Source organism: Actinomadura sp. J1-007 (assembly GCF_009793335.1).
Taxonomy (GTDB): Bacteria; Actinomycetota; Actinomycetes; order Streptosporangiales; family Streptosporangiaceae; genus Spirillospora; species Spirillospora yumaensis.
Genome location: NZ_WING01000001.1, coordinates 2,850,369 through 2,874,497 on the forward strand (window position 1 = coordinate 2,850,369; position 24,129 = coordinate 2,874,497).

The window sequence follows — 24,129 nt, forward strand, 5'->3', positions numbered from 1 at the left end:
CCCCGGTTCCAAGGGTCGCCGGACCCGGGGGTCAGCGGAAGTAGCCCTGGAAGCCCTTGGCGAGGGACTCGGCGATGCGCTGGCGGAACGACGCGCTGGAGAGCTTGGCGGCGTCGCTCTTGTTGCGCATGTTGCCGCACTCGATGAAGACCTTCGGGACCGTCGAGAGGTTGAGGCCGCCGAGGTCGCTGCGCTTGTCGAGGGCCTGCTCCCCGATGTAGCTGGAGTAGGCGATCCCGGTGCCCGAGTGGTACGCGTCGCGCAGGGCCTTGCCGAGCCGCTGCGACGCCGGGACGGCCTTGGCGTTGTGGCCCTTCACCGCGATCGGCTCGATGATGTGGAAGCCGTGCCCGGCCGCGGGCGCGCCGTCGGCGTGGACGGACAGCGCGGCGTCGGCCTTGAGGCGGTTGCCGATCGCGGCGCGTTCGGTGATGCACGGGCCGACGCCGGTGTCGTTCGGCCGGGTCAGCGTCACCTTGGCGCCGCTCGCGCGCAGCAGCCTGGCGAGCCGGTTGGACACGTCCCAGGTGAACGCGTGCTCGTCGTAGCCCGCGTTCGTGCTGGTGCCGCTGGTGTCGCACTCCTTGCGGCCGTTGCCGATGTCGACCTGCTTGTTGATCTGCGCCGGGTGCGCACCGTTGCCGCCGTTGTGGCCGGGATCGAGGACGATCACCTTGCCGCGCAGGGACGAGCCGTCCTTCGCGGGGGCCCCGCCGCCGCCGTCGCTCGGCCCGCGGGCCCCGGCCGGCGCGGTCCCGCCGGCCGTCGGCGGCGTCGCCGTCTCGCCGCTCTTCGAGCCGCCGGAGTCGGAGGAGGAGCCCCCGCACGCGGCGAGCGCGCCGAGGCACAGCGCGATACCGGCGACCGCGGGGCCGCCTCGATGGATGCGCACAGGGCCGGATCCTCCCGTGATGAGTTCGTTATGGCCCTGCCAGTCTGCACACCGATATGCGTTCGTCAAACGAAGACGCCGGAAACGCCGCCGGCCGGACACGCTCTTCCGCGGAAACGGCACGTCCTTCCCCGGGAACGGCACGCCGCCGGCGGGGGCGGCGCCTCACACGCGACGAAGCGCCGTCGCGGCCGCGCCCTCCCCTTGAGGTCGCACGGCCGCGACGGCGCCCGGACTCCGGCGCCGCGAACCGGTCAGTGGAACGTGTCCTCCTTGCCCAGCAGCGCGGCGAGCGCACGCGCCTCGTCCGCGTCCAGGCCCAGCACCACGCGGGGGCGCCCCCACGGGTGGTCGATCGAGTGGGCCACGTAGCTGGCGACGGACTCCGAGACCTGTTCGGCCAGTCCGCGCGCGTGCCGCCATTCCGACCACGCGCGCTCCAACTCATTCGCCGCACGCTGCGCGCACGACACCAATTCCGGATCACGCACGAGACATCGACCCCCCTGGGTGAACATGATCCTTCCCGTGACCACTCGGCGAAGTCCCCGCCCCCGGACGGCCTCCCCCGAGACCGGCCCGGCGGCGCGGTTCCCCCGACCCGCCGAACGGTGCCTACCATTAACCCCCGCGAGCGGCTCGCGGCGCGGCGATTCCAGCAGGCTTGGCCGGCCCGTTACCCGCAGCCGACCACTTCGAGGGAGAGTCCCGGTCCGGTCCGCGCCGCTCACACGGCGGGCGCGGGACCCGTCGTCGAACGTACGACGAGATGCGGCACCACGAGGTTCTGCCGGGCGACGCGCCCGGGGTCGCCGATACGGGCCGTCAGCAATTCCGCCGCGACCCGTCCCATATCCCGGCGCGGCTGGTCGACGCTCGTCAGCGAGATGTGCCGGATCGCCGCGAGGTGGGTGTTGTCGTAGCCGACGATCGACAGCCGTTCGGGCACGGACATCTCCAGCTCGTCCGCCGCCGACAGCGCGCCGGTCGCGACCAGGTCGTTCGGCGCGAAGATCGCGGTCGGCCGGCGGTCCCGGGACAGCAGCGCGCGGGCGGCGCGGTAGCCGCCCTCCTCGGTGAAGTCGCCCGCCTCCACCACGATCTCCTCGGTCAGGCCGTGCCGCCGCATCGCCTTCTCGTACCCCGCGCGCCGGTAGCGGGCGGTGGTCGAGCGGGCCCCCTCGATGTGCGCGATGCGGCGATGGCCGAGCTCCACCAGGTGGTCGACGGCGAGGATCGCGCCGAGCTCGTCGTCGTCCACGACGATGTCGACGCCGTGCACGTCGCGTTCGCCGACGACCACGACCGGCACGCTCGCCGCCGCCTCCTTGAGCGAGTCGGGCACGACGCTCAGCAGCACCAGCCCGTCCACCCGCATCTCCAGGAACGCCTCGACCGCCTCGGCCTCGAACAGCGGATCCCAGCGCCCGCTGCCGACCAGCATCCGCAACCCGGCGCCGTGCAGGCTCTCCTGGAGCCCGTCGAGGAACTCGGCGAAGAACGGGTTGTGCAGGTCGGCCACTATCGCGCCGATCAGCCTGGTGCGCCCCTCCACCAGGCTCCGCGCGACCGCGTTCGGCCGGTATCCGAGCTCCCGCGCCGCTTGCAGCACAGCCTGCCTGCGCCGCTCGCTGACGTGCGGCGACCCGCGCATCACCAGCGACACCAGCGACTTGGAAACGCCCGCGCGCTCGGCGACGTTGCGGATCGTCGGCTTCGGAGCGGGTACGGGCCTCCCCTCCGGGCGGCGCGGCGCGGGGATCACACCGTCGCGCGCTCCGGGCCTCTCCTCGCGCGGGGGACTTCCTTCACTTGCTGACATGGCACTCCGTCCAGGGGCCTGCGGGACCTGCCGCCACGGCGCCCCGGGGCCCGCTCGGGGGGTCGGCGCGCCTTCCTCACTCGGGAGGAGATGCCATGATGCCTCGCCTTCACCCCATATCGTCGCAACAGTGAGTAACGGGCATCCGCCAATAGGAGTTCGGGCCTGTGGTGTTCTGGATCACAAGGCCCGAAGGCGCGGATCATGGAGCGAAAACGCCCGCCGGGCCCCGTCCGGTGCGGCGTACCGCCTCCCGGGCTCGGATACGCTGCCCACGTGGGAGATCGTGCAGTGGCCGGCGACAAGGCGCGGACCGGGCGCGGCGGCGGCGGGCGAGGCCGCCGCCGGCTCAGCGTCGGCGAACGGCGGGACGAGCTGATCGAGGCCGCGCTCCAGCTGTTCAGCACCCGGTCTCCCGAGGACATCTCGATCGACGACGTGGCCGCCGCCGCGGGCGCCTCCCGCGCGCTCGTCTACCACTACTTCGGCGGCAAGTACGAGCTCTACATCGCCGCGCTCGGCAGCGCCGCCAAGCAGCTGTCCGTCCTGCTCGAACCGCCGACCGAGGGCAAGCCGCTCGAACGCCTCAAGGTCTCCCTCGAACGCTACTTCGACTTCGTGGAGAGCCATGCCGCGGGCTACACGGCGCTGCTGCGCGGCGGCCCCGCGGACCGTTCCGGCGAGGTCGGCGAGATCGTCGACGGCATCCGCCAGCTCCTGCTCAGCCGCATCCTCCAGGCGGTCGGCGTCGAGACGCCGCCCCCGATCCTGCGCATCACCCTGCGCTCGTGGATGGCGTCGGTCGAGACCGCCGGCCTCGACTGGCTGGAGAACCGCGACCTCACGCGCCCCGAGCTCGAACGGCTCCTGGTCGACCACCTGATCGTCCTGCTGCACGTCGCGAGCCAGCACGACCCCGGCACCAGCGCGCTCTTCGACCGCCTGGCCCACGAGGAGCTGAAGGCCGACGAGGGCAGCCCCGCCTGACCCCACCCGCCGCACGGGCACGGCCGCGCCCCACCCCTGCGCGCGTCCGATCTCCTCACCGGCTACCGCGACACGGCCGATTTCGGACACGCCCCGTACACACCGCCACGGGCACACCCCACCCCTGCCGCGCCCGTGCCCGCGTCACCCGCAGGCGGTTCGGGGATGAGCGGGCGTTCGGGTATGGGCGGGCATGCGGAAATCCCGTCCGCTAGTGCGAACGGGACGTCCGGTCCAACGTTGAGTGGTCCAGGACCGCGATTCTCGGATGATCGTGGTCCTGGACCTTCGCCCAGGAGGCCCCTGAACCCGGCCGGGCGCGGAGTCCCCATGCCCGGTCGTTCAGCGGCCTCCTGGCCGCCCCCAACTGTTCCTTGCACCGAGAGCGTGCGGCGGACCCTGCCGGACCCGCCGGACGGAGCGCGTTGCTACTCCGACCGCTGCTGCGGGATTCCCGCCAGCAGCGCGCGCACCTCGGCCTCGCGGTAGCGCCGGTGTCCCCCAGCGTGCGGATGGACGTCAACTTCCCGGCCTTCGCCCACCGCGTGACGGTCTTGGGGTCGACGCGGAACATCGTCGCCACCTCTGCCGGCGTCAGCAGGGGCTCGGCCTCTGGCGTACGTGCTGACATGTGTGCGGCCTCTCCTCCGTGGACCGATGACAGCGATCCTGCGATTGATCCTCGCGTGGTCACTGATGTCCCCTATGGCCCGAAAGAGCCACTATGACATCACAACGTGTAACCTTGCCACCACTCACCGCAACAAGCAAGTACCTGGCTGCAGTTGCGTGGGAACATCCCCCGGACGCGGGGAGCAGTGCGTGTTGCGTGGCCACTGGGTCACGCTGCGTGATTCTAGCGACACGTATAGTCGTATCGCGCGCGGATTCGGGAAATTTGTCAGTTCGCCGATTCGAGGGCCCGTACGGGGCGCCATCGGGCGAGGAGACGTTCGTACATCGCGACGGCCAGTTCGGCCTCGCCGCGGCGCATCCCCGCGAGGGCCACGCTCGTCTCGGCGACGGACTCGTCGGCGCGCAGCGCGGCGTCGTCCAGCAGATGGACCAGGCCGCCGTAGTCCAGCTCCACCAGCGCGTGCGGGTGGAACCCGGCGAGCCAGCGGCCGAGCGTCTCCAGCCGTCCGGCCGCGAGCGGGACCGCCTCTCCCGAAGGCAGGCCGCCCCGGACGACCGGGATCGCGTCCGCGACGCGGCGGCGCGCCTCGGACATCGACGTGACGTAGATGAGGGTACGCGCCGGAGCGGCCGTCGTAGGGCCGCGACCTGCATGTTCGTGCAAGCCTTCGGCCGGTTTCCGGTATCCGGTCCCCGGCGCGCCGAGCATCAGGCACCGCTCGGAGGCGGCGAACGGCACGAACCACGCCGCCGGAACGTGCCAGGTGCTGGTCTGGATATGGGGGTCCAGGCCGCGTCCGGTCCGCTTCCAGCGCTCGAACTCCCCGGCCGCCCGTTCGGCGACGATCGGCGGGACGAACGACGCGGCGACGGCCGCCGCGGTCCGCTCCCGGAACCGCTCGAACGCCAGCCAGGAGCGCAGCCGCGTCTCCCACGGGCACACGTAGATCATCTCGCGGGACCGCCGCACGTAGGCGTCCCTGCTCTCCCGGTCCGGGACGACCTCGGGCGGCGCGGCGACGAGCCGGCGCGCGGCCTGCCGGTGCTCGACCCCGAGCGCCTGGATCCGGCGGGGGCGCCGCCGCGAGTCCGCGTAGGCCGTCCACAGGGTCCGCGCAGGCTCCGGGAAGGCGGTCACCGGTTCATATACCCGCAGGTACGCCGCGTACGGAAACACCACCGCATCGTGACACGAGACCGGCCCGGCGGGCGCGCCGTACCGCCCAACGAGACGCCCGCGTTACCTCCGGATCACCCCCGCCGCGCGCCGCGGCCGCCCGGGTCACGGTGATCTGCCCGAGCCGCCCGCCTGCGTGACGTGCGCCACCTTTAGGCTGATCTAGAGACTGAGAGGAGGGCACTACCGTGCCTAACGTCTTCGGGACGCCCCACAAGGGCACAGAACCCCGACACGAGCAGGTCGTCTTCTGCCAGGACGAGGCGAGCGGCCTGCGCGCCATCATCGCGATCTACTCGACCGCGCTCGGCCCGTCGCTCGGCGGCACCCGCTTCCACCCGTACGGGTCGGAGGAGGAGGCGCTGACCGACGCGCTCAACCTGTCCCGCGGCATGGCGTACAAGAACGCCCTGGCCGGGCTCGACCACGGCGGCGGCAAGGCCGTCATCATCGGCGATCCCGCCACCGACAAGTCCGAGTCGGTGCTGCGGGCGTACGGGCGGTTCGTCCAGTCGCTGAACGGCCGCTACTACACCGCCTGCGACGTCGGCACCTACAGCGAGGACATGGACGTCATCGCCCGGGAGTCACGCTACGTGACCGGCCGCACGGTCGCGCACGGCGGCGCGGGCGACTCGTCCATCCTCACCGCGTTCGGCGTCTTCCAGGGGATGCGCGCCGCCGCCGAGCGGGTGTGGGGCACCTCCACGCTGCGCGGCAGGCGGGTCGGCGTCGAGGGCGTCGGCAAGGTCGGCCACCGGCTCGTCGAGCACCTGCGCGAGGACGGCGCCGACGTGGTGATCTGCGACGTCAGCGAGCGCGCGGTCGAACGGGTCCGCGGCCGCCACCCCGAAGTGGACGTCGTCGCCGACAACGACGCCCTGGTCCGTTCGGAGCTCGACGTGTACGCCCCCTGCGCGCTCGGCGGGTCCCTCAACGACGAGTCCGTGCCGCTGCTCTCGGCCCGCGTGGTCTGCGGCGCGGCCAACAACCAGCTCGCCCACCCCGGCATCGAGAAGAGCCTCGCCGACCGGGACGTGCTGTACGCCCCGGACTACGTGGTCAACTCCGGCGGTGTGATCCAGGTCGCGGACGAGATCGAGGGCTTCGACTTCGACCGCGCGAAGGCCCGCGCCACCGGGATCTTCGACACCACCCGCAAGATCTTCGCGCTGGCCGCCGACGAGGGCGTCCCGCCGGCCGTCGCGGCGGACCGGCTCGCGGAGCGCAGGATGTCCGAAATCGGCCGTCTGCGCGGCATCCTGCTCTGAGCGAGACCCGCCCGCGTTCCTCCCGTTCCGCCCGCCGGAACGGCGCGGGCGGCTCCCGGGCGCGTGGCCGCGGGGTCCCCGGGAACCCGCGTCCACGCGCCCGGACCAGGCGTGTCGCCCCCAGTCGGTGAAGCCGCAACCACCCGATACACTGTGGGTTCTCCGCAACGGGCGTGCCGCCACGTACTGACGATGTACCGAGCCGGGCGCAAAACGGGTACGGTTGTATCCGTGACTGACGCATGGCTCATCAGGCACCGGTTCGTGTGGTACACGCGCGCGTTGATGGGCCCACGAAAGCCCTGACCATCGAGGGGGTCGAGCCAATGGGTCGCGGCCGAGCCAAGGCCAAGCAGGTAAAAGTTGCCCGCCAGCTCAAGTACAACAGCGGCGGCACGGACCTCGACCGCCTGAAGAGCGAGCTGGGAGTCAACGACTCCCCCGGCGAGGACTACGACGAACTCGCCGAGAAATACGCCGACTACGCCGACGACTACGGCACCGAGGACCGCAAGGACGGCACCTCCGGTCGCTGATCGGCAAGCGTGACCGCCACTGCCCGGTCTTTCGAGACCGGGCGGTGGCGTTTTTCACGCCCGTTCCCCGCAAGACCTCAGCGCGCAAGCGCGACAGTGCGTCGAGCGTCGCGGGCGGTCGGCGCGGGGATCAGGGGGAGGCCAGGGCTTCCTGGACGCCCGGTTCCCGGCGGCCGAGCAGGGCCGGGTCGGGGTGGGCGGCGAGGTTCGTCACGGCCTTGAGCATGGCCAGCGGCTCGCGGGCGTAGCCCTTGACGGTCGCCTGCGTGCGTCCGCCGCCCATGCTGTCGTCCCCCACGCCCCACGCGTCGAGGCCGGCGGCCCGGCACAGCTCGACGGCGCGCGGGAGGTGGAACCGCTGCGTGACCACGGTCAGCCGCCGCACCCCGAAGATCCGCTTGGCGCGTACGCAGGAGTCCCAGGTCTCCAGCCCGGCGAAGTCCCGGACGATCTTCTTCTCGGGGACGCCCGCGCCGACCAGGTAGGTCCGCATCACGGTGGGCTCGTCGTACCCCTTGACGCGGTTGTCGCCGGAGACGAGCAGCACCTGGACCTTGCCGCGCCGGTACAGCTCGGCGGCCAGGTCGAGCCTCCGGGCGAGCAGCGGCGACGGCCGGCCGCCCGCGATCCCGGCTCCGAGCACCAGCGCGACGGGGGTGTTCGGAACCTGGTCCACCGGTAGGCGATAACGGGCCGTGTCGGCATAAGCCCACCCGGTGGGCACCAGCAGGCCGTACGTCGCGAGACCGGTCAGGACGGTCAGCGGGCCCGCCCAGCTCTTCAGGAGCGCCCTCAGGCGCGCGGAACGCCCGTCGGGACGATGCCTCCTGACCCGTACAAAGATCACATTCCTTTGGGACGAGCGCGCGCCTCTCAAAGTTCGCCGTTCGTACGCGGCCCCTCAGGGGGTCCAGCGGTCCTCGATCTCGGCCGCCGTCGCGGGCGGGCCCGGGAGGGGAGCGGCGGCGGAGGGACGGAGCGCTTGGAGGACGAGCGCCAGGTAGCGGTGGTGTAGCTCCCGGTCACGTTCCGGGGCGTTCAGGCGCAGGCCGCCGATCTGGGCGACGAGGAGCGACAGGTCGGCGGCCGTGATGTCGTCGCGGAGGCGTCCGGCGGAGGCGGTGCGGTCGATCAGGGTTTGGATCAGCGCGTGCGTCTCCGAGGCGGCGGCGAAGAGGTCCGGGCCGGGGGTGAACGTGCCCGCAAGGGAGAGCTGGACGCCCGCTCCGGAGTCCAGGTAGCCGCGCATGAAGCGTTCGAACGACTCCCAAGGGTCGCCGTCGTCGGCCAGAGCCTGGCGGGCGTGTGCCTGGATGGCGTGCATGCCTTCGAGGCAGACGCGGTGCAGCAGCTCGTCCTTGGTGCGGTAGCGGCGGTAGAGGCTGCCCTGGCCGACGCCGGCCCGCTCGGCGACGGCCGACATCGGCGCGTCCGGGTGGGCCGCGAACACCTCGCGCGCGGCGTCCACCACCAGCGCGTCGTTGCGGCGGGCCTCCCTGCGCCGGCCGCTGAGCGCGGCCCCGGTTCCCTCCATGCGGCAAGCCTATCCCGAACGGACTGCTACAGTCCGTTCGGAACGGACCGGATCAGTCCGGTCCACGAAAGGAGGCGGGCATGCGCGTTCGCGGCGGTGGGCCGGTGCTGGGGCTGCTGGTGGCGGCGCAGTTCCTGATCGTGATCGACAGCGCGGTGGTGACCGTCGCGCTGGCACCGGTGCAGAGATCGCTCGGCTTCTCGGACGAGGGCTTGACCTGGGTCGTCACCGCGTACGCGCTCACGTTCGGCGGGTTCCTGCTGCTCGGCGGGCGGCTCGCCGACCGGCTCGGGCGGCGGCGGATGTTCGTGGCGGGGCTGGCGGTGTTCACGGCGGCGTCGCTGGCGGGCGGGCTGGCCCCCGGGCCCGCCTGGCTGGTCGGCGCGCGGGCCGTGCAGGGGTTCGGCGGCGCACTGCTGTCGCCGGCGGCGCTGTCGCTGCTGACGACGGCGTTCGCCGAGGGCCGCGAACGCAACCGGGCGCTCGCCGTGTGGGGCGCGGCGAACGGGGCGGGAGGCGCGGTCGGCGTCCTGCTCGGCGGCGCGATCACGTCCGAGCTGGGCTGGCGGTGGGTGCTGTTCGTCAACGTGCCCGTGGGGACGGTCGCGGTCGCGCTCGCGTTCCGGCTGCTGGAGGAGAGCGCGGCGTCCGGCGGGCGGTCGGGGTTCGACCTCCCGGGGGCCGCGACGGTGACGGGCGGGCTGGGCGCGCTGATCTTCGCGTTCTCCGGAGCGGGCGAGCACGGGTGGGGCTCGGCGCGGGTGCTCGCCGGGCTCGCGGCCGGGGCGGTGCTGCTCGCGGCGTTCGTGGCGGTCGAGGCGCGGACGCGGTCGCCGCTGGTACCGCTGTCGATCATCCGGAGGCGGGCCGTGCGCGGGGCGAACGCGGTGTCGGTGCTGGCCGGGATGGTGCTGCTGGCGCTGTTCTTCTTCCTGTCGCTCTACCTCCAGCGGGTCCTCGGGTACGGGCCGTTCGCCTCGGGGCTGGCCTACCTGCCGATGAGCCTGGCGATCCTGGCGGCGGCGAACGCGGCGGGACGGCTCGTCACGCGTTTCGGGGTCGTTCCGCCGCTGGTGGCGGGGCTGCTCGTACTGGCGGCCGGGCTGCTGTGGCTGTCGCGGCTCGGGGCGCCGGGAAGCTTCGCGGTGGACGTCCTCGGGCCGTCGATGGTGGCGGGCGCGGGGTTCGGGACGGCGGTGGTGGCGGTCACGATCGCGGCGGTCGGCGGCGGCGCGGAGGACGGCGACGCCGGGCTCGCGTCGGGCCTGATCACCACGACGCAGCAGGTCGGCGGAGCGCTCGGGCTGGGGGTGCTGGCCTCGGTGGCGTCCGCCGCGACGGGCGGCGGCGTGTCGCACGCCGCGCTCGCCTCCGGATACCGGCTCGCCTACCTGGTGGCCGCCGGGATCACACTGGTGGCGGCCACCGTGACCGTCCCCCTCCTCGGACCGGGCAGGTCAGGCAGGTCAGGCCGGCCGCGCGGGACAGGTCGGCCAGGCGGGTCAGGCGAACGCGGCGGGTCGGCCGGACGCGGCGGGTCGGCCGGACGCGGCGGGTCGGGTGGACGCGGCGGGTCGGGTGGACGCGGCGGGTCGGGCGAACGCGGCGGGTCGGGCGAACGCGGCGGGTCGGGCGAACGCGGCGGGTCGGGCGGACGTGGCGGGTCGGGTCGGCAGGCCGGGGCGAGCCGGCAGGCCGGGTCAGGCGAACGTGGCGGTGCCGGTGCCGGGGACGATCTCGCCTAGCCGCCACGCGGGGACGCCGCGTTCGGCGAGGAGGCGGAGGGCGGCGTCGGCCTCGTCGGGCGCGACGATCGCGGCCATGCCGACGCCCAGGTTGAACGTCCGGTCCATCTCCGGGCCCGCGACCCGGCCGTACGCGCGGATGACCTCGAAGATCGGCGGGACCGTCCAGGAGGAGCGGTCGAGCACGGCGTCCACCGTGGGCGGCAGGGAGCGGGCCAGGTTGGCGGCCAGCCCCCCGCCGGTGATGTGGGCGAACGCCCGGACGCCGCCCGCGCGGGTGAGGGCCAGGCAGTCCCGCGCGTAGATGCGGGTGGGCGTGAGCAGTTCCTCGCCCAGGGGACGGGCCAGTTCGGCGGGCTGCGCCTCCAGCGTCAGCTCGGTCGTCGCGAGGACGTGCCGGACGAGCGAGTAGCCGTTGGAGTGGATGCCGGAGGACGCCATCGCGAGGACCGCGTCGCCGGGCCGCACGCGCTCGGGTCCGAGCAGCTCGCCCGCCTCGACGACGCCCGTTCCGGCTCCGGCGATGTCGAACTCGTCGGGTTCGAGGAGGCCGGGGTGCTCGGCGGTCTCGCCGCCGACGAGGGCGCAGCCCGCGAGCGCGCAGGCGTCGGCGATGCCGCCGACGATGTCGGCGATCCGTTCGGGGACGACCTTGCCGCACGCGATGTAGTCGGTCATGAACAGCGGCTCCGCGCCGCACACCGCGAGATCGTCGATCACCATGCCGACCAGGTCGTGGCCCACGGTGCCGTAGATCCCGAGGCGGCGGGCGAGGTCGACCTTCGTGCCGACGCCGTCGGTGGACGTCGCGAGGAGCGGCCTGGTGTAGCCCCGGAGCGCCGACGCGTCGAACAGCCCCGCGAAGCCGCTGGCGTCGTCGACGACCTCGGGCCGCCGCGACCGCGCGACGCGGGACTTCATCAGCTCGACGGCGCGCTCGCCCGCCGCGATGTCGACCCCGGCGGCCTCGTACGAGGTGCCGCTCATGCTCCCGTCCTCTCCCTACGCTGGAACGATCCCGATCTTGATCTCGACCCCGGTCCGGTCACGTCCGGGACGGCTCCAGCAGGTGCTTGCCGCGCGCGTCCCGCCCGACCTCGATCGGGTAGACCCCGTCGAAGCACGCGCGGCACAGGTTGTCCTTGGGGATCTGCGACGCGGCGATCAGCTCGTCCAGCGAGATGAACCCGAGGGTGTCGGCGCCGATCGAGTCGCGGATGCCCTCGACGTCGAAGTTCCCGGCGATCAGCTCGGCGCGGGTCGCGAAGTCGATGCCGTAGAAGCACGGCCACGCGACCGGCGGGCTGGAGATCCGCACGTGCACCTCGGCGGCCCCGGCCTCGCGCAGCAGGGACACGACCTGCCGCTGCGTGTTGCCGCGCACGATCGAGTCGTCCACGACGACCAGCTTCTTGCCCTCGATCGCCTCGCGCAGCGGGTTGAGCTTGAGGCGGATGCCGAGCTGGCGGATCGTCTGGGACGGCTGGATGAACGTGCGGCCGACGTAGGAGTTCTTGACCAGGCCCTGCCCGTAGGGGATGCCGGACGCCTCGGCGTAGCCGATCGCGGCCGGGGTGCCCGACTCGGGCGTCGGGATGACCATGTCGGCCTCGACCGGGTGCTCGCGCGCGAGCCGGCGGCCGACCTCGACGCGCGTCGCCTGGACGCTGACCCCGGCGATCGTGGTGTCGGGACGGGCCAGGTAGACGTACTCGAACAGGCAGCCCTTGGGCCGCGCCTCGGCGAACCGTTCGGAACGGACGCCGTCGCCGTCGATCGCGATCAGCTCGCCCGGCTCGATCTCCCGGACGAAGCGGGCGCCGACGATGTCGAGCCCGGCGGTCTCGGACGCGACGACCCAGCCGCCCGGCTCCATGCTGCCGAGCACGAGCGGGCGGATGCCCTCGGGGTCGCGCGCCGCGTACAGCGTGCCCTCGTCCATGAAGACCAGGGAGAACGCGCCGCGGGTGACCGGGAGGATCTCGCGGGCCGCCGCCAGCGTGCCGCCCTCGCGGGTGGCCAGCAGCGCGGTCAGGACCTCGGTGTCGGTGGTGGCGGTCAGCTCGCCGGGCGCGAGGCGGGCGGCGAGCTCGGGCAGGTTGATCAGGTTGCCGTTGTGGCCGAGCGCCAGCCCGCCGGACTCGGTGGACCGGAAGGTGGGCTGGGCGTTCTCCCAGGTCGGGGAACCGGTGGTCGAGTAGCGGCAGTGGCCGACGGCGATGTGGCCGCGCAGCGTGTTGAGCACCGACTCGTCGAAGACCTGGGCGACCAGCCCCATGTCCTTGAAGACGACGATGCGGGAACCGTCACTGACCGCGATCCCGGCCGACTCCTGGCCCCGGTGCTGCAACGCGTACAGCCCGTAGTAGGTGAGCTTGCTCACCTCGGCGCGGGTCGCCTGGTCGGCGGGGACCCAGACGCCGAAGACGCCGCAGGCGTCCCTCGGGGGTGGTCGGAGGGATCGAGGTCGTGGCTCAGACGTCCGTCACGGAGAGGCACGCCCGCCAGTGTAGATGCCGCCTTCACCTGGTCCGATCGGCGGATCTCCTTAACCGACCTTTACCCGGCTGAATCGCTGCGGGAATCGCGGGCCGGTGGCCGGGCACGGAACCCTGGTGGGCGACACGGGGGCCGCGGGGGCCACGGGGAGGAACGCATGACGCTGCCGGGATACCAGACGTACGCGCCGCCCGCTCCGCCCGGACGCGGCGGCCTGGCGAAGGCGTCGCTGGTGCTCGGGATCGCCGGGCTCTTCGGGCTCGTGCTGTGCCTGGCGGGCGTCGTCCCGGCGCTCGTGGGCCTCGTACTCGGCGTGGTGTCGCTGGCGCGCGGCGACGGCCGCCGCGGCATGGCCGCCGCGGGCGTGATCTGCTCGGCGGTCGCGGTCCTCGCGGGCGGCGCCGTCGCGTTCTGGCTCCTGCACAAGGCCGCGCAGTGCGGCGACGAGGCCAGGTACCCCAACGACGACGCCCGCCAGCACTGCGTCGAACGCGAGTTCCCGTTCGCCCAGGCGTCCGAGACCCCGTAGGGCCCGGACGGGGCCGCTCCGGGCGTACGGGCGGGAGGGTCTCAGGGGGTTTCGGGGTGGTGTCGGCCAGGGCTCGGACGGCCTCGGCGTCGAGCGCGGTCGCGTAGACGCGCAGGTCGTCCAGCAGGCCGTGGAATCCGGGCTTGGTGGGCTCGGTGCCGAGGTAGATCGGGCCCGCGGGGGTGACGACGGCGTGTTCGAGGGCCTCGGCGACGTCGAGCCTGCCGTTGACGTACAGGAACATGCCGTCGGTGTCCACGACGAACGCCACGTGCGCCCACTCGCCGACCGGGAGGCGCGTGCGGCTGTCGGCGTAGTCGGGTCCCTTGACGGTGAAGAGCTGGACCCGCAGCCGCGTCGCGTCGGGGTAGAGCCAGAGGCCGAGGCCGCGCGCGTCGTGCTCGGCGACGGGCTTGTAGAGCAGGCTGCGCCACTCCCCGTCCGGCGCACGGGTGATCTTGACGTGGAACGCGACGCTGAACCCGAACACCTGGCTCAGCACGAGCTGCGGCAGCGCCGGGACGACGACCTGCCCGTCCCCCGCGAACGACAGCGCCTCGCCGTCGCGGCCCGGGACGATCTCCACCCGTTCGTCGAGGCCCGCGGCGATCCCGCCGCCCGCGACGTCGGTCACCCGGCGCCCGTCCACGGTCTCCACGTCGAACGTCCAGTGCGCGACGAGCATGGCATCCACCTCCATGCCAGGCCCCGAACGGTCGGTTTCCCCCACGCTCGCAGCGCCCGCCGATCCCGGCAAGACCCGAATCGAACGCCGGAGCGTCTGGATGAGCGTGCGTCGCGTTCCCGCCCTGGTGAGCGCCGGGCGGAGGCCGTACGGAACGCGGGTCAGCCGAGGACGGTCAGGGGGAGGTGCTCGGAGAGGTCCGCGCGGGACCCGCTCGCGCGGACGCGTCCGTCGGCGAGGGCGTCGTTCCAGGCGAGACGGCCCGTGGCCAGGGCGATCCAGGTCGCCGCGTCCATCTCCACCACATTCGGTGGGGTTCCCCGGGTATGGTGCGGGCCGTCGATGCACTGAACGGCGGCGTACGGGGGGACGCGGACCTCCACCGAGCGGCCCGGCGCGAACTCCGCCAGCCGGTCCAGGAGGAACCGCACGGCTCCCTTGACCACCGGCCGGGACGGCTCGGCGCCCGTGTCGTACGCCGTCAGCGCGGTGTCGAAGGCGGCGCGGCGCAGCTCGGCGGGCTCCTCGCCCCCCGCGTGGGGCGGCAGGCCGAGGGCGGCGCGCTGCTCGTCCAGGAGGGCGCGGGTGAGAGGTGTGCGGGACATCGGGACCGACGCTACCCGAGTCGCCTACGGTGGCCGTCCGGGCGGTCGCGGCACCGCGCGCGGGCACGGGCGCACGCACGGGCGGGCACGGGCGCGGGCGCGGGCCGGTAACAATAGGAGCCGGTGCGGCAGGGGTCCGGCAGGTTCGGGAAGCGCCGGGCGCGGTCCGGCGATTGGACACGGAGGTTCGTTAGATGCCCGAGGCGCTGCCTCTGCAGCCCGGTGACCCGCGAAGACTCGGCGATCACGAGATCACGGGCCGGCTCGGCGTCGGTGAGCAGGGCGCCGTCTTCCTCGGCCGCGGCCCGTCCGGGCGCGTCGCCGCGGTCAAGCTCCTGCACGTACGGCTGAGCGGCGAGCCGGGGGCCCGCACGCGGTTCTCCGGGGCGCTCGCGCCCGCGCGGAAGGTGTCGGGGTTCTGCACGGCCGGGATCCTGGCCGCCGACGTCGAGGGCGACCGCCCGTACGTGATCAGCGAATGCGTCGACGGCCCGTCCCTCCAGCAGCTCGTGGACGACGAGGGGCCGCGCGGCTGGGCCGTCGTCGAACGCCTCGCGGTCGGCACGGCCGTCGCGCTCGCCGCGATCCACCGCGCGGGCGCGGTGCACCACGACTTCAAGCCGGGCAACGTCCTGCTCGGCCGCGACGGGCCGCGCGTGAGCGACTTCGGCGTGGCGCGAGCCCTGGACGCCGTCAACGCGGGCACCACGGGCCGCCCCACCGACGACCCCTCCTACCGGGCCCCCGAGCAGCTGAGCGGCATGGGCATCGGGCCCGGCGCCGACGTTTTCGCGTGGGCGGCCACGATGATCTTCGCCGCGACGGGCGAGCCCCCGTTCGGCGACGACTCGCCGTCCGAGGTGATGCAGCGCATCGTCTACGACGACCCCGACGTGACGCGGCTCCCCGAGTCGCTCCGCGAGATCGTCGCCGATGCCCTGGCCAAGGACCCCTCGGAACGTCCGAGCGCGAAGGACGTCCTGGCCCGCCTGCTGGACGAAGACGGACCGCTGGCGTCCCGCATGCCCGCGTCCATGGTCCAGGAGGGGCGGGCCTTGAGCGGCACGTCCCTGCCCGCGCCTGCCTCGGCGCCCGCCTCAGCGCCCGCCTCGGCGCCTGCCTCGGCGCCCGTTCCCGGCGGGACGGGGAACGGTGTTGCCTCGGGTCCGTCAGCGTCGGCAGGCGTTGGTCCGTCCGCGCCGTCCGCGCCGCCTGCGCCGCCTGCGCTGTCCGCGCCGTCCGTCCCAGGCGCGGCCTCGGGTGCGGGCGCTCGGCCGGGCATGGCCAACGGGTTCGGGACGGCTTCTGGGCCGGGCATGAGCGGGCCTGGGGCGCAGCAGGCGGGGCAGGCGCAGCAGGCGCAGCGGGCGCTCGCGGCTCCGGGTCCTGGCGGTTCGCCCGTTCCGGCCGGTGGGCCGAACGGTCTGGCGCCCGGTGGTGCTCAGGTTCCGGCGGGCGGGCTCGTTCCCGCTTCAAGGGCGATGGGCGGGGCTCCCGCGCCCGGTATGGCGCCGATGGGCGCTCCGGGGCCGATGGGGTATCCCCCGGCCGGGCAGGTGCCGGCGGCGCCCGCCGTGCGGGGCTCGGGCAACGGCGCCGGGCCCGCTGCCGTTCCGCAGGGGGACGGGGGCGAGACCACAGCGGCGTTCGACCCGTTCAAGGACGACGAGGACGAGGCGCAGGCCGCCCCGTCCGACCTGACGGAGCCGACGCCGCACCTCATCCCCGGCATGGGACCGGCCGAGGACCGCGGGAACTCGACGGCCGTCCTGTCGGTGCCGAAGCTGCGCGCGACCGGCGGGCTGCCGCTGGGGCTGACGCTGCCGCGGTTCTCCAGGCCGGGCAACCACCTGCTGGGCGTGGCGCTGTCGCTGTTCATCGGCGTGGGCGTCGGTGTCGCGATCATCGTTCTGGTGCTGTGGCCCCAGCTCGACGGCGGCGGCGACGGCTCGCGCGACGACCAGCCTCCGGCCGCCGACCAGCAGCCCGTGTCGACGATCCCGAAGGCGTTCGAGGGGACCTGGAAGGGCACCGCGGTCAACGCGACCAACAACGTCAGCTTCCCGATCCAGGTGACCTTCCAGGCGGGCGGGACGACCGCGCAGGCGATGTACCCGCGCGAGAAGTGCACCGGCACGCTGAAGCTCACCAAGGGCACCGGGCGGCAGTTGCAGATGCAGCTCGACATCCCGAAGCCGTGCACGGCCGGGACCGTCCAGGTCACGCGCCAGCAGGACGGGACGCTCCAGTACGCGTGGACCAGCCCCGGCAACCCGCGCGGCTATGCGGGCAAGCTCACCCGCTGACCGGCGCTTCGCGAGCTGGCGTATGCCGCTTTGTCTGTTTTAACGACACATGTCACAACAGACCCACTAGGGTACCCCTCGGCCCAGGGCTCGATCTTGGGCTCGGACCCCTCCCCCGGCGGTCCTTCCTTGACCGAAGGAGACCCTCTTGCGGGCTGTCCACCGAAGGCTGCTGCTGATCGGCGCTGTCGCGACCAGCGTGGGCGCCGCGGCCGCCCTCCCCGTTCTCGCCGACGACCCCGGCCCCTCGCTGGTGAACGTCGCGGCGGCGGAGGGCACCCCGATCCCGGGGCAGTACATCGTGACGCTGAAGGACGGCGCGTCCACCGACTCGGCGGCGAAGAAGGTGCGGGCCGCGTCGGTGCAGCGCTTCGACGGCGTCCTGAACGGGTTCGCCGCGAAGCTCACCGGAAAGCAGCTCGACCAGCTCCGGCGGGACGGGCGCGTCGCCGCGATCGAGCAGGACCAGATCGTCAAGGCGTCCGGCGGCACGCAGCACGGGCCGCTCCCGTGGGGCCTGGACCGCATCGACCAGCGCAAGCTGCCGCTGTCGAAGTCCTACAAGTACGGGTCGATGGGGCGCGGCGTCAGCGCGTACGTCATCGACACCGGCGTCGACGCCTCGCACCCGCAGTTCGGCAAGCGCGCCGCGTCCGTCTGGGCGGCCCCGCAGTTCAAGGGGAACGGCAACGACTGCAACGGGCACGGGACGCACGTCGCGGGCATCCTCGGCTCCAAGACGTACGGCGTGGCCAAGGAGGTCAAGCTGCGCTCGCTGCGCGTGCTCGGCTGCGACGGCTCCGGCCCGATGTCCAACCTCGTCGCCGCGGCGCAGTGGCTGCGCACGCACGCCCAGAAGCCGGCCGTCGCGAACATGTCGGTCGGCGGGCCGAAGTCGGCGGCGCTGAACACCGCCGTCACGAACCTGTCGAAGTCGGGGTGTTCGTCTCCGTCGCCGCGGGCAACGACGGGCAGGACGCGTGCAAGACGTCCCCGGCGAGCGCGGGATGGGTCATGACGGTCGGCGCGACCACGCACAAGGACACGCGCCCCGGCTGGTCCAACTACGGCAAGTGCCTCGACATCAACGCGCCCGGCTACTACATCACCTCCACCTGGCCGAACGGCAAGAGCCGGGTGCTGGACGGCACGTCCATGGCGACCCCGTACGTCAGCGGCGTCGCGGCGCTGTACCTGACCACGCACCGGGGCGCGACGTTCCCGCAGGTGCAGAAGTGGCTGAACGCGAACGCCACCACGGGCCGCATCAAGGGCCTGCCGCGCGGCACTGTCAACCGGCTGCTCTACAAGGGAAATCTGTGACACCCGCCACGTAGGATGGCCCGGCTTCCCAGGTGGGGAGCCGGGCTCCGCGCGCTCGGCGACCGCCACAGGGGCTAATCTTGGCGACGCGACAGACGGTTCATTACTGTTCATTGACGTTCGGTCGGTGACTCGCCCCGGCAGCAGGGGCAGGCTGGCCGGACCGGCCGAATCCCGGGGCGGTCAGCCTCGGGAACCGGGGACCCACTAGCCGAGGCCGCGAAGGCCCCGGCCGGGGTGAATTCACGGGGCCCGCCCACGCGGCGGGCCGTGATAGGGCAGACTCCGGCCCGAATCCGTCAGCTAACCCGGTAGGCCAACGAGGAGAGGAGAGGACGTGGAGAGCCCCACCTCCACCGTTCGGCACCGCACCCGCCGCCTGGCGGCAGCCCTCGTGGCCGCCGCCGTCGCCCTGCCGCTCTGCTCCGGGGCGATGCCCTCCGCGCAGGCCGATCCGGGCGACAACGCGCGCTTCGCCAGGTTGAACGACCAGATCGAGAAGCTCGACAAGGCGTACGGCGGTGACCTCGCCAAGCTGAAGGACGCCCAGCACGACGCGAAGCAGGCCCTGGGCCGCGCCAGGAACCTCCAGAACGAGCTCGAAGGCGCCCGCGGCCTCGTCGCCCAGCTCGCCGCGACCCAGTACATGACGGGCAGCACCGACCCGACCGTCTCCGTCATCGCCGCCGAGGACCCGTCCCAGCTCCTCGCCAATTACAGCCTCGCCAGCCATATCGCGCAGAACAAGGCGGCGCGCGTCCAGCAGATCAAGAAGCTGGTGGCCGACCAGGAAAAGGCCCGCGCCGAAGCGCAGCAGAAGACCAAGGACCTGGAGAAGCACATCCAGGACCTGGTCCGCCAGAAGTCGCGCATCCGGAACCTGGTCAAGAAGTACAAGCCCCAGTCACCGAGCGTCGGCATGGGCGGAGTCACGCCCCGAATGCTGAACGTGAAGAACACCATCGACCGCGAGATGGGCCCGTTCCCGACGATCGGCTGCGTCCGTTCCACGGGCGACCCGCAGGACCACGGCACCGGACACGCCTGCGACTTCATGGTGACGACGGGCGGCCAGATGGCCACCGGAAACGCCCAGTCCCTCGGCGACCGCACCGCGGCCTACGCGATCGCGCACGCCAGCAAGCTCGGTATCAAATACATCATCTGGCGCCAGCGCATCTACGACATGCGCAGCCCGGGATGGGACCCGATGTCCAACCGAGGCGGCGTCACCGCGAACCACTACGACCACGTCCACATCTCGGTCTTCTAGCCGCGACCCGCGCTCCGCGCCGCGCCCCGAGCCCTCTCGCGCTGGGCGGGGGCGGGGTCACGACGGCTCGTTAAAGAGCGGCGCGGATCTGGTCGGCCAGGTCGTCCACCACTCGCGCGACCGCCTCGACCAACGCCTCGCCTGTCGGAGTGCCGACGACCGTCCACTCTTCCCGGTCTTCCTCCTCGACCTCGGCCACGCCGTTGACATCGCTCAGCGCACCGGCGATGCGACGGCGCAATTCGGATTCGAGCGGGTCGGTACGAACGAACTCCATAACGCGGACGCTGACCGTCCACCACTGCCCCGCTCGTAGTTTGTGAGCCGACACAGCGCGCACGTCCGGCTCATCTGTATTGCGCGCCCACTCCTCGGCTATCGCCGAGTCGAGCGGCTGGACCTGCTCGATGCGATCGTTCATGCGATGAGGTTATTGGCCGGCACAGACAAGCGGCTGGCACTTTCGACGTCCCGTATCGGGGCCCGCGACGCGGAACGCGGCATCGGCGCGCTACCAGGGGACGACCTCGCCGTGGCGGTCCAGGAATTGCAGGCCCGGAGCGCCGGCCTGCGCTTCGAGGACGTCCACCACGGCCGGAATGCTCTCCTCGGCGGTGAGGGGCGCGTCGGGTCCGCCGAGCCGGGTCCGGTTGTGGCCGGGGTCGATGAGCAGCTTGGTCTGCCCGTCGTCGGCATGGCGGGTGGCGTAGCTGCGCATCAACTGGTTGAGCGCGGCCTTGCTGGCCTTGTAGAGCTCGTAGCCGCCCTCGGTGTTGCGCGAGATGCTGCCCTGGTCGGAGGACATGACCGCGACCGTTCCGCCGGGCGCGACGAGTCCGCGGAGTGATTCAAGGGCGCGCAGCGGACTCAACGCGTTGGTGACCATCACCTCCGTGAACATGTCGGTCGGGACCTCGGCGATCGACAGGTCGCCCCGGTCGATCGCCGCGTTGACGAAAAGGAGATCGAGTCGGCGGCCTTTCAGCCGTTCGTTCAGGGCGGCCAGCTCTTTCGGGCTCGTCATCTCCAGCGATTCGACCTCCAGCCGTCCGTTCGAGGCGTCGGCGGCGGCTTGCAGTTCGCCGCCGCTCTGGCGCGCGGTGGCGATGACCTGCCAGCCGCGCCGGACGAGCTCGTTGGCGAGGACGAGTCCCAGCCCCCGCGAGGCTCCGATGATCAGTGCTCGGGGGTCGGCCGTGGACGTGTCGGACACGTTCGCTCCTTCAAGGGGGTCGCGCTCTGTCTAGACGCGACGTTGCGTCTAGACTACATCACGTTCCAGCGCGGCCGACCGGTATCGTGTCCGCATGCCCGCCACGAGCCCTGCGCCCCGTAGAGCGCGCTCCGGCAACCGGCGCGACGAGGCCGCCCGCCTGGCCGTGCTCCACGCCGCGGACGACCTGCTGGTCGAGCACGGCTTCGGCGCTCTGACCATCGAGGCGATCGCGCGCCGGGCCGGCGTCGCCAAGCAGACGATCTACCGCTGGTGGCCGTCGAAGGTCGAGATCCTGCTCGACACGCTCATCGAGGACAGCGAGAAGCGCCTTCCCGTTCCCGCGGAGAAGGCCACGGCGGAGATCATCCGCGGCTACCTGCGCGATTTCGAGCGCTTTCTCAACGGCGATCCCGCGGGCAGAGTCCTGCTGGCGATCATCGCCGAGGCGCAGCACGATCCCGGTACGGCCAAGAACTTCCACGAGCGCTACCTCGGCCCGCGCCGCGAGCGGGAACGCGCCATGCTCGTACGCGCGACCGACGTCGGTGAGATCTCACCCAAACTCGACCCCGACGCCACGATCGACGCACTTGTCGGCCCGATCGTCTATTGCGCCCTGACCGGGTCGAGCATTCCCGGCAGCGTGCTGGACACCCTTTTCGAGGACCTACTCAGGCCCCGCTGACCTCTAAAGTCCCGGATGTGCCCAGGTGGCTCGGGGAAACGGCTGCGAGCTGGATTCAGGCGTACGGCCGGAAGGGGCCGGAAGGAGCCGGAACTGTGGTCGGGTTCCGGTCCCTGCCCGCCTGCTCATGCCTGGCTTGATTGATCCAGAATGGCTTTGCCGGCGCGCTTCGGTCTCTTACTTGGTGGCTCGGTGCGGGTTACGCGGGTACGGGCGACATCTCCTGGCTGACCGTTTCCAGGAGCAGTTTCGCGGCCACCGTCGCTCCGTCCGTACGCATTGTGGCGGCCACTGCCGCGGCTCTTTCTCGTGTCTCGGGCGTCAGGACCGTCCGGAGGGCGGCTGACAGGGACTCGACCGTCGGGGTCCGGCCTTCGTGAGCCGCGCCGATGCCGAGCTCGGCCACCCGCGCGGCCCAGAACGGCTGGTCGGCGATCTGCGGCACCACGATTTGGGGCGCGCCCGCCCGTGCGGCCGCCGTCGTGGTGCCGGCGCCGCCGTGGTGCACGACGGCGGCCACCCGGCGGAACAGGGCCTGCTGGTTGACCTCGCCGACCACGAAGCAGTCGTCCCGACCGTCGGCCGGGGCCAGGCCGGCCCAGCCGCGGGCGAGCAGGACGCGGCGGCCCTGCGCGCGGATCGCCTCGGTGGACACCCGGGCGACGTCCTTCGGGGCGTGCGCGGCCATGCTGCCGAACCCCACGTACACCGGTGGCGCGCCGTCGTCGAGGAACGCCTCCAGCTCGGCCGGGAGCGGGCGTTCGTCGGGCAGGATCCACGGCCCGGTCCGGACGAGGTCGAGGTCCGTCAGGCCCTCCGACGGGCACAGCGCCGCGTCCGCCGCCAGCCACGGGCGGTCGGTGAAGACGTGGTCGCGGACGTTGTCCACCGGCGGCAGGCCGATCGCCGCCCGATGGCCGTTGAGCGCCTCGCCGTACAGCCCGTTCACCCTCTGGGCGTCCTGCTCCCACAACGCCCGGATGTCGGCCTCGCCCTGGGGGGACGGCGTGCCCGGTCGTGTTCCCGGTCGTGTTCCCGGAGGGAAATGGCGCGACGGGAGTCCGAACGTGTGGAAGCAGGCGTACACGTAGCGGATGCCCAGTTTCTCGGCCACGTCCCGTACGCCCGCCGGCATCAGGCCCCCTGCCAGCAGTACGTCACACACCTCCGCGGCTGCGGCGAGCGTGTCGAACCGCGCGGCGACCAGTTCCGGAGCGAGCCGTAGCGCGTCCTCCCCCGAGGGCGGCCTCGTTCCGGCGACCACTGAACGCACCGTGGGGCCCAGCGGCACCAGCGGCACTCCGACCCGCGCCAGGAGCGTCACGAACTCCTCGTCCGGCGGCGCGCAGACCTGGACGTCCGCGCCGAACTCCCGCAGCCGCACCGCGAGCGCCACCATCGGTTCGACGTCCCCGCGCGATCCCCACGTCGACAACAACGCACGCATATCGCGTCCCCCATTTCCGCAGACGGTCGCCTTTCGGTCGACAATGGTGGGGCAGCACCCGGGTCTTGCCGCAAGCCCCCAGTGCGCTATAAATTGGTAGTGGCAAGGAGTGCGAACTCCTTGCCATTGTCTTTTCCGGGCCGGAACCTCAGGTGTCGGCCAGGGCGCGGTCGAGGAGGGGGAGCAGGCGGTCCCAGTGGCGCTTTAGGGCGGACGCGTCGAAGGCGTCGGTGTCGGCCATGGTGAAGCCGTGGACGGTGCCGGGGTAGATCTCGGTGGTGTAGCCGACGCCCGCGGCCTCCAGGGCCTGGTTGAGCTCGCTGAGGGCCTCGGGCGTCATGTCGTTCTCGGCGAGGCCGATGTGGACGTGCGCCGTGAGCCGGCCGATGAGGCGGTGCGGGCTGTCGGGCGCGTCGGTGACCAGCGGGCCGGGGTGGAATCCGGCGACGGCGCCCACCCGGTCGGGGTGGGCCGTCGCGGTGCGCATCGCCAGGACGGCGCCCATGCAGTAGCCGGTCACGCCGACCGGCCCGGCGGCGACCTCCGGCTGGGCGGTGAGGAAGTCGAGAAAGGCGCCGGCGTCGCTCACGACGCGTTCGGTGGTGTGCGCCTTGATCAACGGCATCACCTCGCCGATGATCGCGGGCCGGACCTCTTCCCCGATGTGCTCGGGAAGCTCGGTCACCGGCGCCGGGCCCTGCCGGTAGTAGACGTTGGGAACGAGCACGTAGTACCCGTGCCCGGCCAGTTCGCGGGCCATGTATTCCAGAACGGGCCGAACGCCGAAGGCGTCCATGTACATCAGCACGCCCGGGTGCCGTTCACCGTCGTCGGGAAAAGCGGCGAACGCATCGGCCTGGCCGTCCGGGGTGGGAATCTGCACTGTCTTGGCGGGCATGGTGGATCTTCCTTCCTTGGCTGATTCAACAGAAAAGCGCGCCACCGCCTCTCGGGGCGGTGG

At 72.5% G+C, this 24,129-nt stretch carries 22 protein-coding genes, 3 pseudogenes and 1 riboswitch; of the genes and pseudogenes, 10 read left to right on the plus strand and 15 right to left on the minus strand.

Annotation, left to right across the window (positions count from 1 at the left end):
- Nucleotides 1–31: 31 nt before the first annotated feature.
- The 3 genes from GEV43_RS12890 to GEV43_RS12900 all read right to left on the minus strand — a co-directional run bounded on the left by GEV43_RS12890 (nt 32) and on the right by GEV43_RS12900 (nt 2,714).
- Nucleotides 32–892 (minus strand): N-acetylmuramoyl-L-alanine amidase, encoded by an 861-nt coding sequence (locus GEV43_RS12890; protein ID WP_309239608.1) that lies wholly within the window; start codon nt 890–892, stop codon nt 32–34.
- A gap of 254 nt (nt 893–1,146) precedes the next feature.
- Nucleotides 1,147–1,335 (minus strand): hypothetical protein, encoded by a 189-nt coding sequence (locus tag GEV43_RS12895; protein ID WP_241682878.1) that lies wholly within the window; start codon nt 1,333–1,335, stop codon nt 1,147–1,149.
- 284 nt (nt 1,336–1,619) lie between these two features.
- The gene (locus GEV43_RS12900) at nt 1,620–2,714 is read right to left on the minus strand and encodes a LacI family DNA-binding transcriptional regulator (protein ID WP_175250038.1); all 1,095 of its coding nucleotides are present in this window, start codon (nt 2,712–2,714) and stop codon (nt 1,620–1,622) included.
- 276 nt (nt 2,715–2,990) lie between these two features.
- Between GEV43_RS12900 and GEV43_RS12905 the strand changes: the two genes are divergently transcribed.
- The gene (locus tag GEV43_RS12905; RefSeq protein WP_309239609.1) at nt 2,991–3,701 is read left to right on the plus strand and encodes a TetR/AcrR family transcriptional regulator; all 711 of its coding nucleotides are present in this window, start codon (nt 2,991–2,993) and stop codon (nt 3,699–3,701) included.
- Between the two features lie 428 nt (nt 3,702–4,129).
- Here the strand turns inward: GEV43_RS12905 and bldC are convergent.
- Together bldC and GEV43_RS12915 are read right to left on the minus strand one after the other, a co-directional pair.
- Nucleotides 4,130–4,332: pseudogene (gene bldC, locus GEV43_RS12910) on the minus strand (developmental transcriptional regulator BldC).
- A gap of 270 nt (nt 4,333–4,602) precedes the next feature.
- Entirely contained in the window at nt 4,603–5,514 is a 912-nt protein-coding gene (locus GEV43_RS12915) for a hypothetical protein (RefSeq protein ID WP_160820900.1), read from the minus strand.
- 188 nt (nt 5,515–5,702) lie between these two features.
- On the opposite strand from GEV43_RS12915, the gene GEV43_RS54825 reads away from it, so the two are divergent.
- Together GEV43_RS54825 and GEV43_RS12925 are read left to right on the plus strand one after the other, a co-directional pair.
- Nucleotides 5,703–6,785 (plus strand): Glu/Leu/Phe/Val dehydrogenase, encoded by a 1,083-nt coding sequence (locus GEV43_RS54825; RefSeq protein ID WP_160820901.1) that lies wholly within the window; start codon nt 5,703–5,705, stop codon nt 6,783–6,785.
- 326 nt (nt 6,786–7,111) lie between these two features.
- Nucleotides 7,112–7,321, plus strand: a complete 210-nt coding sequence (locus tag GEV43_RS12925) for a DUF3073 domain-containing protein (RefSeq protein WP_160824493.1) — start codon at nt 7,112–7,114, stop codon at nt 7,319–7,321.
- Nucleotides 7,322–7,451: 130 nt separating this feature from the next.
- Here GEV43_RS12925 and GEV43_RS12930 read toward each other — a convergent pair whose 3' ends face one another.
- Nucleotides 7,452–7,997 carry an ElyC/SanA/YdcF family protein gene (locus tag GEV43_RS12930; RefSeq protein ID WP_309239610.1) on the minus strand — a complete coding sequence of 182 codons (546 nt, stop codon included), beginning with the start codon at nt 7,995–7,997 and terminating at the stop codon, nt 7,452–7,454.
- A gap of 225 nt (nt 7,998–8,222) precedes the next feature.
- A complete protein-coding gene (locus GEV43_RS12935) occupies nt 8,223–8,855 on the minus strand; it encodes a TetR/AcrR family transcriptional regulator (RefSeq protein WP_160820903.1) in 633 nt (210 codons plus the stop codon).
- An 80-nt stretch (nt 8,856–8,935) separates the two neighbouring features.
- Here GEV43_RS12935 and GEV43_RS12940 point away from each other — a divergent pair, with 80 nt between their 5' ends.
- Nucleotides 8,936–10,600 carry an MFS transporter gene (locus GEV43_RS12940; protein ID WP_160820904.1) on the plus strand — a complete coding sequence of 555 codons (1,665 nt, stop codon included), beginning with the start codon at nt 8,936–8,938 and terminating at the stop codon, nt 10,598–10,600.
- On the opposite strand, the gene purM is transcribed toward GEV43_RS12940, so the two are convergent.
- On the minus strand, nt 10,556–11,587 hold the full coding sequence (purM, locus tag GEV43_RS12945; protein ID WP_160820905.1) for a phosphoribosylformylglycinamidine cyclo-ligase: 1,032 nt from the start codon (nt 11,585–11,587) through the stop codon (nt 10,556–10,558). The two genes, GEV43_RS12940 and purM, sit on opposite strands and share 45 nt — an antisense overlap.
- Before the next feature lie 58 nt (nt 11,588–11,645).
- Nucleotides 11,646–13,099, minus strand: a pseudogene (gene purF / locus GEV43_RS12950) (amidophosphoribosyltransferase).
- Nucleotides 13,100–13,256: 157 nt separating this feature from the next.
- Between purF and GEV43_RS12955 the strand changes: the two are divergent.
- Nucleotides 13,257–13,628: a DUF4190 domain-containing protein gene (locus GEV43_RS12955; RefSeq protein ID WP_160820906.1), complete on the plus strand. Its 372-nt coding sequence runs from the start codon at nt 13,257–13,259 to the stop codon at nt 13,626–13,628.
- A gap of 88 nt (nt 13,629–13,716) precedes the next feature.
- Here the strand turns inward: GEV43_RS12955 and GEV43_RS56035 are convergent.
- Together GEV43_RS56035 and GEV43_RS12965 are read right to left on the minus strand one after the other, a co-directional pair.
- Nucleotides 13,717–14,328: pseudogene (locus tag GEV43_RS56035) on the minus strand (LamG domain-containing protein); the annotation flags it as partial.
- 146 nt (nt 14,329–14,474) lie between these two features.
- The gene (locus GEV43_RS12965; RefSeq protein WP_160820907.1) at nt 14,475–14,918 is read right to left on the minus strand and encodes a sterol carrier family protein; all 444 of its coding nucleotides are present in this window, start codon (nt 14,916–14,918) and stop codon (nt 14,475–14,477) included.
- Between the two features lie 194 nt (nt 14,919–15,112).
- Between GEV43_RS12965 and GEV43_RS12970 the strand changes: the two genes are divergently transcribed.
- The 4 genes from GEV43_RS12970 (at nt 15,113) to GEV43_RS12980 (ending at nt 19,820) form a co-directional block, all read left to right on the plus strand.
- Nucleotides 15,113–17,224, plus strand: coding sequence for a serine/threonine-protein kinase (locus GEV43_RS12970; RefSeq protein WP_160820908.1), 2,112 nt, complete (start codon nt 15,113–15,115; stop codon nt 17,222–17,224).
- A gap of 148 nt (nt 17,225–17,372) precedes the next feature.
- Nucleotides 17,373–18,242 carry a S8 family serine peptidase gene (locus GEV43_RS56040; protein ID WP_375539040.1) on the plus strand — a complete coding sequence of 290 codons (870 nt, stop codon included), beginning with the start codon at nt 17,373–17,375 and terminating at the stop codon, nt 18,240–18,242.
- Complete coding sequence (locus GEV43_RS56045) at nt 18,164–18,547, plus strand: S8 family serine peptidase (protein WP_375539041.1); 384 nt, start codon at nt 18,164–18,166, stop codon at nt 18,545–18,547. The genes GEV43_RS56040 and GEV43_RS56045 overlap by 79 nt, the downstream gene beginning before the upstream one ends.
- Nucleotides 18,548–18,702: 155 nt before the next feature.
- Nucleotides 18,703–18,881: riboswitch (cyclic di-AMP (ydaO/yuaA leader) on the plus strand.
- Nucleotides 18,882–18,884: 3 nt separating this feature from the next.
- Entirely contained in the window at nt 18,885–19,820 is a 936-nt protein-coding gene (locus tag GEV43_RS12980; protein WP_160820909.1) for a hypothetical protein, read from the plus strand.
- A gap of 70 nt (nt 19,821–19,890) precedes the next feature.
- On the opposite strand, the gene GEV43_RS12985 is transcribed toward GEV43_RS12980, so the two are convergent.
- Together GEV43_RS12985 and GEV43_RS12990 are read right to left on the minus strand one after the other, a co-directional pair.
- Complete coding sequence (locus GEV43_RS12985; RefSeq protein WP_160820910.1) at nt 19,891–20,241, minus strand: hypothetical protein; 351 nt, start codon at nt 20,239–20,241, stop codon at nt 19,891–19,893.
- 90 nt (nt 20,242–20,331) lie between these two features.
- Nucleotides 20,332–21,033, minus strand: a complete 702-nt coding sequence (locus GEV43_RS12990; RefSeq protein WP_160820911.1) for an SDR family NAD(P)-dependent oxidoreductase — start codon at nt 21,031–21,033, stop codon at nt 20,332–20,334.
- A gap of 94 nt (nt 21,034–21,127) precedes the next feature.
- On the opposite strand from GEV43_RS12990, the gene GEV43_RS12995 reads away from it, so the two are divergent.
- Nucleotides 21,128–21,721, plus strand: a complete 594-nt coding sequence (locus GEV43_RS12995; protein ID WP_160820912.1) for a TetR/AcrR family transcriptional regulator — start codon at nt 21,128–21,130, stop codon at nt 21,719–21,721.
- Between the two features lie 199 nt (nt 21,722–21,920).
- Here the strand turns inward: GEV43_RS12995 and GEV43_RS13000 are convergent, their stop codons facing one another.
- Together GEV43_RS13000 and GEV43_RS13005 are read right to left on the minus strand one after the other, a co-directional pair.
- The gene (locus GEV43_RS13000) at nt 21,921–23,168 is read right to left on the minus strand and encodes a glycosyltransferase (RefSeq protein WP_160820913.1); all 1,248 of its coding nucleotides are present in this window, start codon (nt 23,166–23,168) and stop codon (nt 21,921–21,923) included.
- 148 nt (nt 23,169–23,316) lie between these two features.
- Nucleotides 23,317–24,066 carry a dienelactone hydrolase family protein gene (locus GEV43_RS13005; protein WP_160820914.1) on the minus strand — a complete coding sequence of 250 codons (750 nt, stop codon included), beginning with the start codon at nt 24,064–24,066 and terminating at the stop codon, nt 23,317–23,319.
- Nucleotides 24,067–24,129: the final 63 nt, after the last annotated feature.

What these genes read in the sequence shown, in the direction of transcription:
- GEV43_RS13000 (WP_160820913.1), bottom strand. Translation starts at nt 23,168, where the DNA reads ATGCGTGCGTTGTTGTCGACGTGGGGATCGCGCGGGGACGTCGAACCG.
- GEV43_RS12900 (WP_175250038.1), bottom strand. Translation starts at nt 2,714, where the DNA reads ATGTCAGCAAGTGAAGGAAGTCCCCCGCGCGAGGAGAGGCCCGGAGCG.
- GEV43_RS12965 (WP_160820907.1), bottom strand. Translation starts at nt 14,918, where the DNA reads ATGTCCCGCACACCTCTCACCCGCGCCCTCCTGGACGAGCAGCGCGCC.
- GEV43_RS12940 (WP_160820904.1), top strand. Translation starts at nt 8,936, where the DNA reads ATGCGCGTTCGCGGCGGTGGGCCGGTGCTGGGGCTGCTGGTGGCGGCG.
- GEV43_RS12925 (WP_160824493.1), top strand. Translation starts at nt 7,112, where the DNA reads ATGGGTCGCGGCCGAGCCAAGGCCAAGCAGGTAAAAGTTGCCCGCCAG.
- GEV43_RS12935 (WP_160820903.1), bottom strand. Translation starts at nt 8,855, where the DNA reads ATGGAGGGAACCGGGGCCGCGCTCAGCGGCCGGCGCAGGGAGGCCCGC.
- GEV43_RS12995 (WP_160820912.1), top strand. Translation starts at nt 21,128, where the DNA reads ATGCCCGCCACGAGCCCTGCGCCCCGTAGAGCGCGCTCCGGCAACCGG.
- GEV43_RS12955 (WP_160820906.1), top strand. Translation starts at nt 13,257, where the DNA reads ATGACGCTGCCGGGATACCAGACGTACGCGCCGCCCGCTCCGCCCGGA.
- GEV43_RS12970 (WP_160820908.1), top strand. Translation starts at nt 15,113, where the DNA reads ATGCCCGAGGCGCTGCCTCTGCAGCCCGGTGACCCGCGAAGACTCGGC.
- GEV43_RS12985 (WP_160820910.1), bottom strand. Translation starts at nt 20,241, where the DNA reads ATGAACGATCGCATCGAGCAGGTCCAGCCGCTCGACTCGGCGATAGCC.
- GEV43_RS13005 (WP_160820914.1), bottom strand. Translation starts at nt 24,066, where the DNA reads ATGCCCGCCAAGACAGTGCAGATTCCCACCCCGGACGGCCAGGCCGAT.
- purM (WP_160820905.1), bottom strand. Translation starts at nt 11,587, where the DNA reads ATGAGCGGCACCTCGTACGAGGCCGCCGGGGTCGACATCGCGGCGGGC.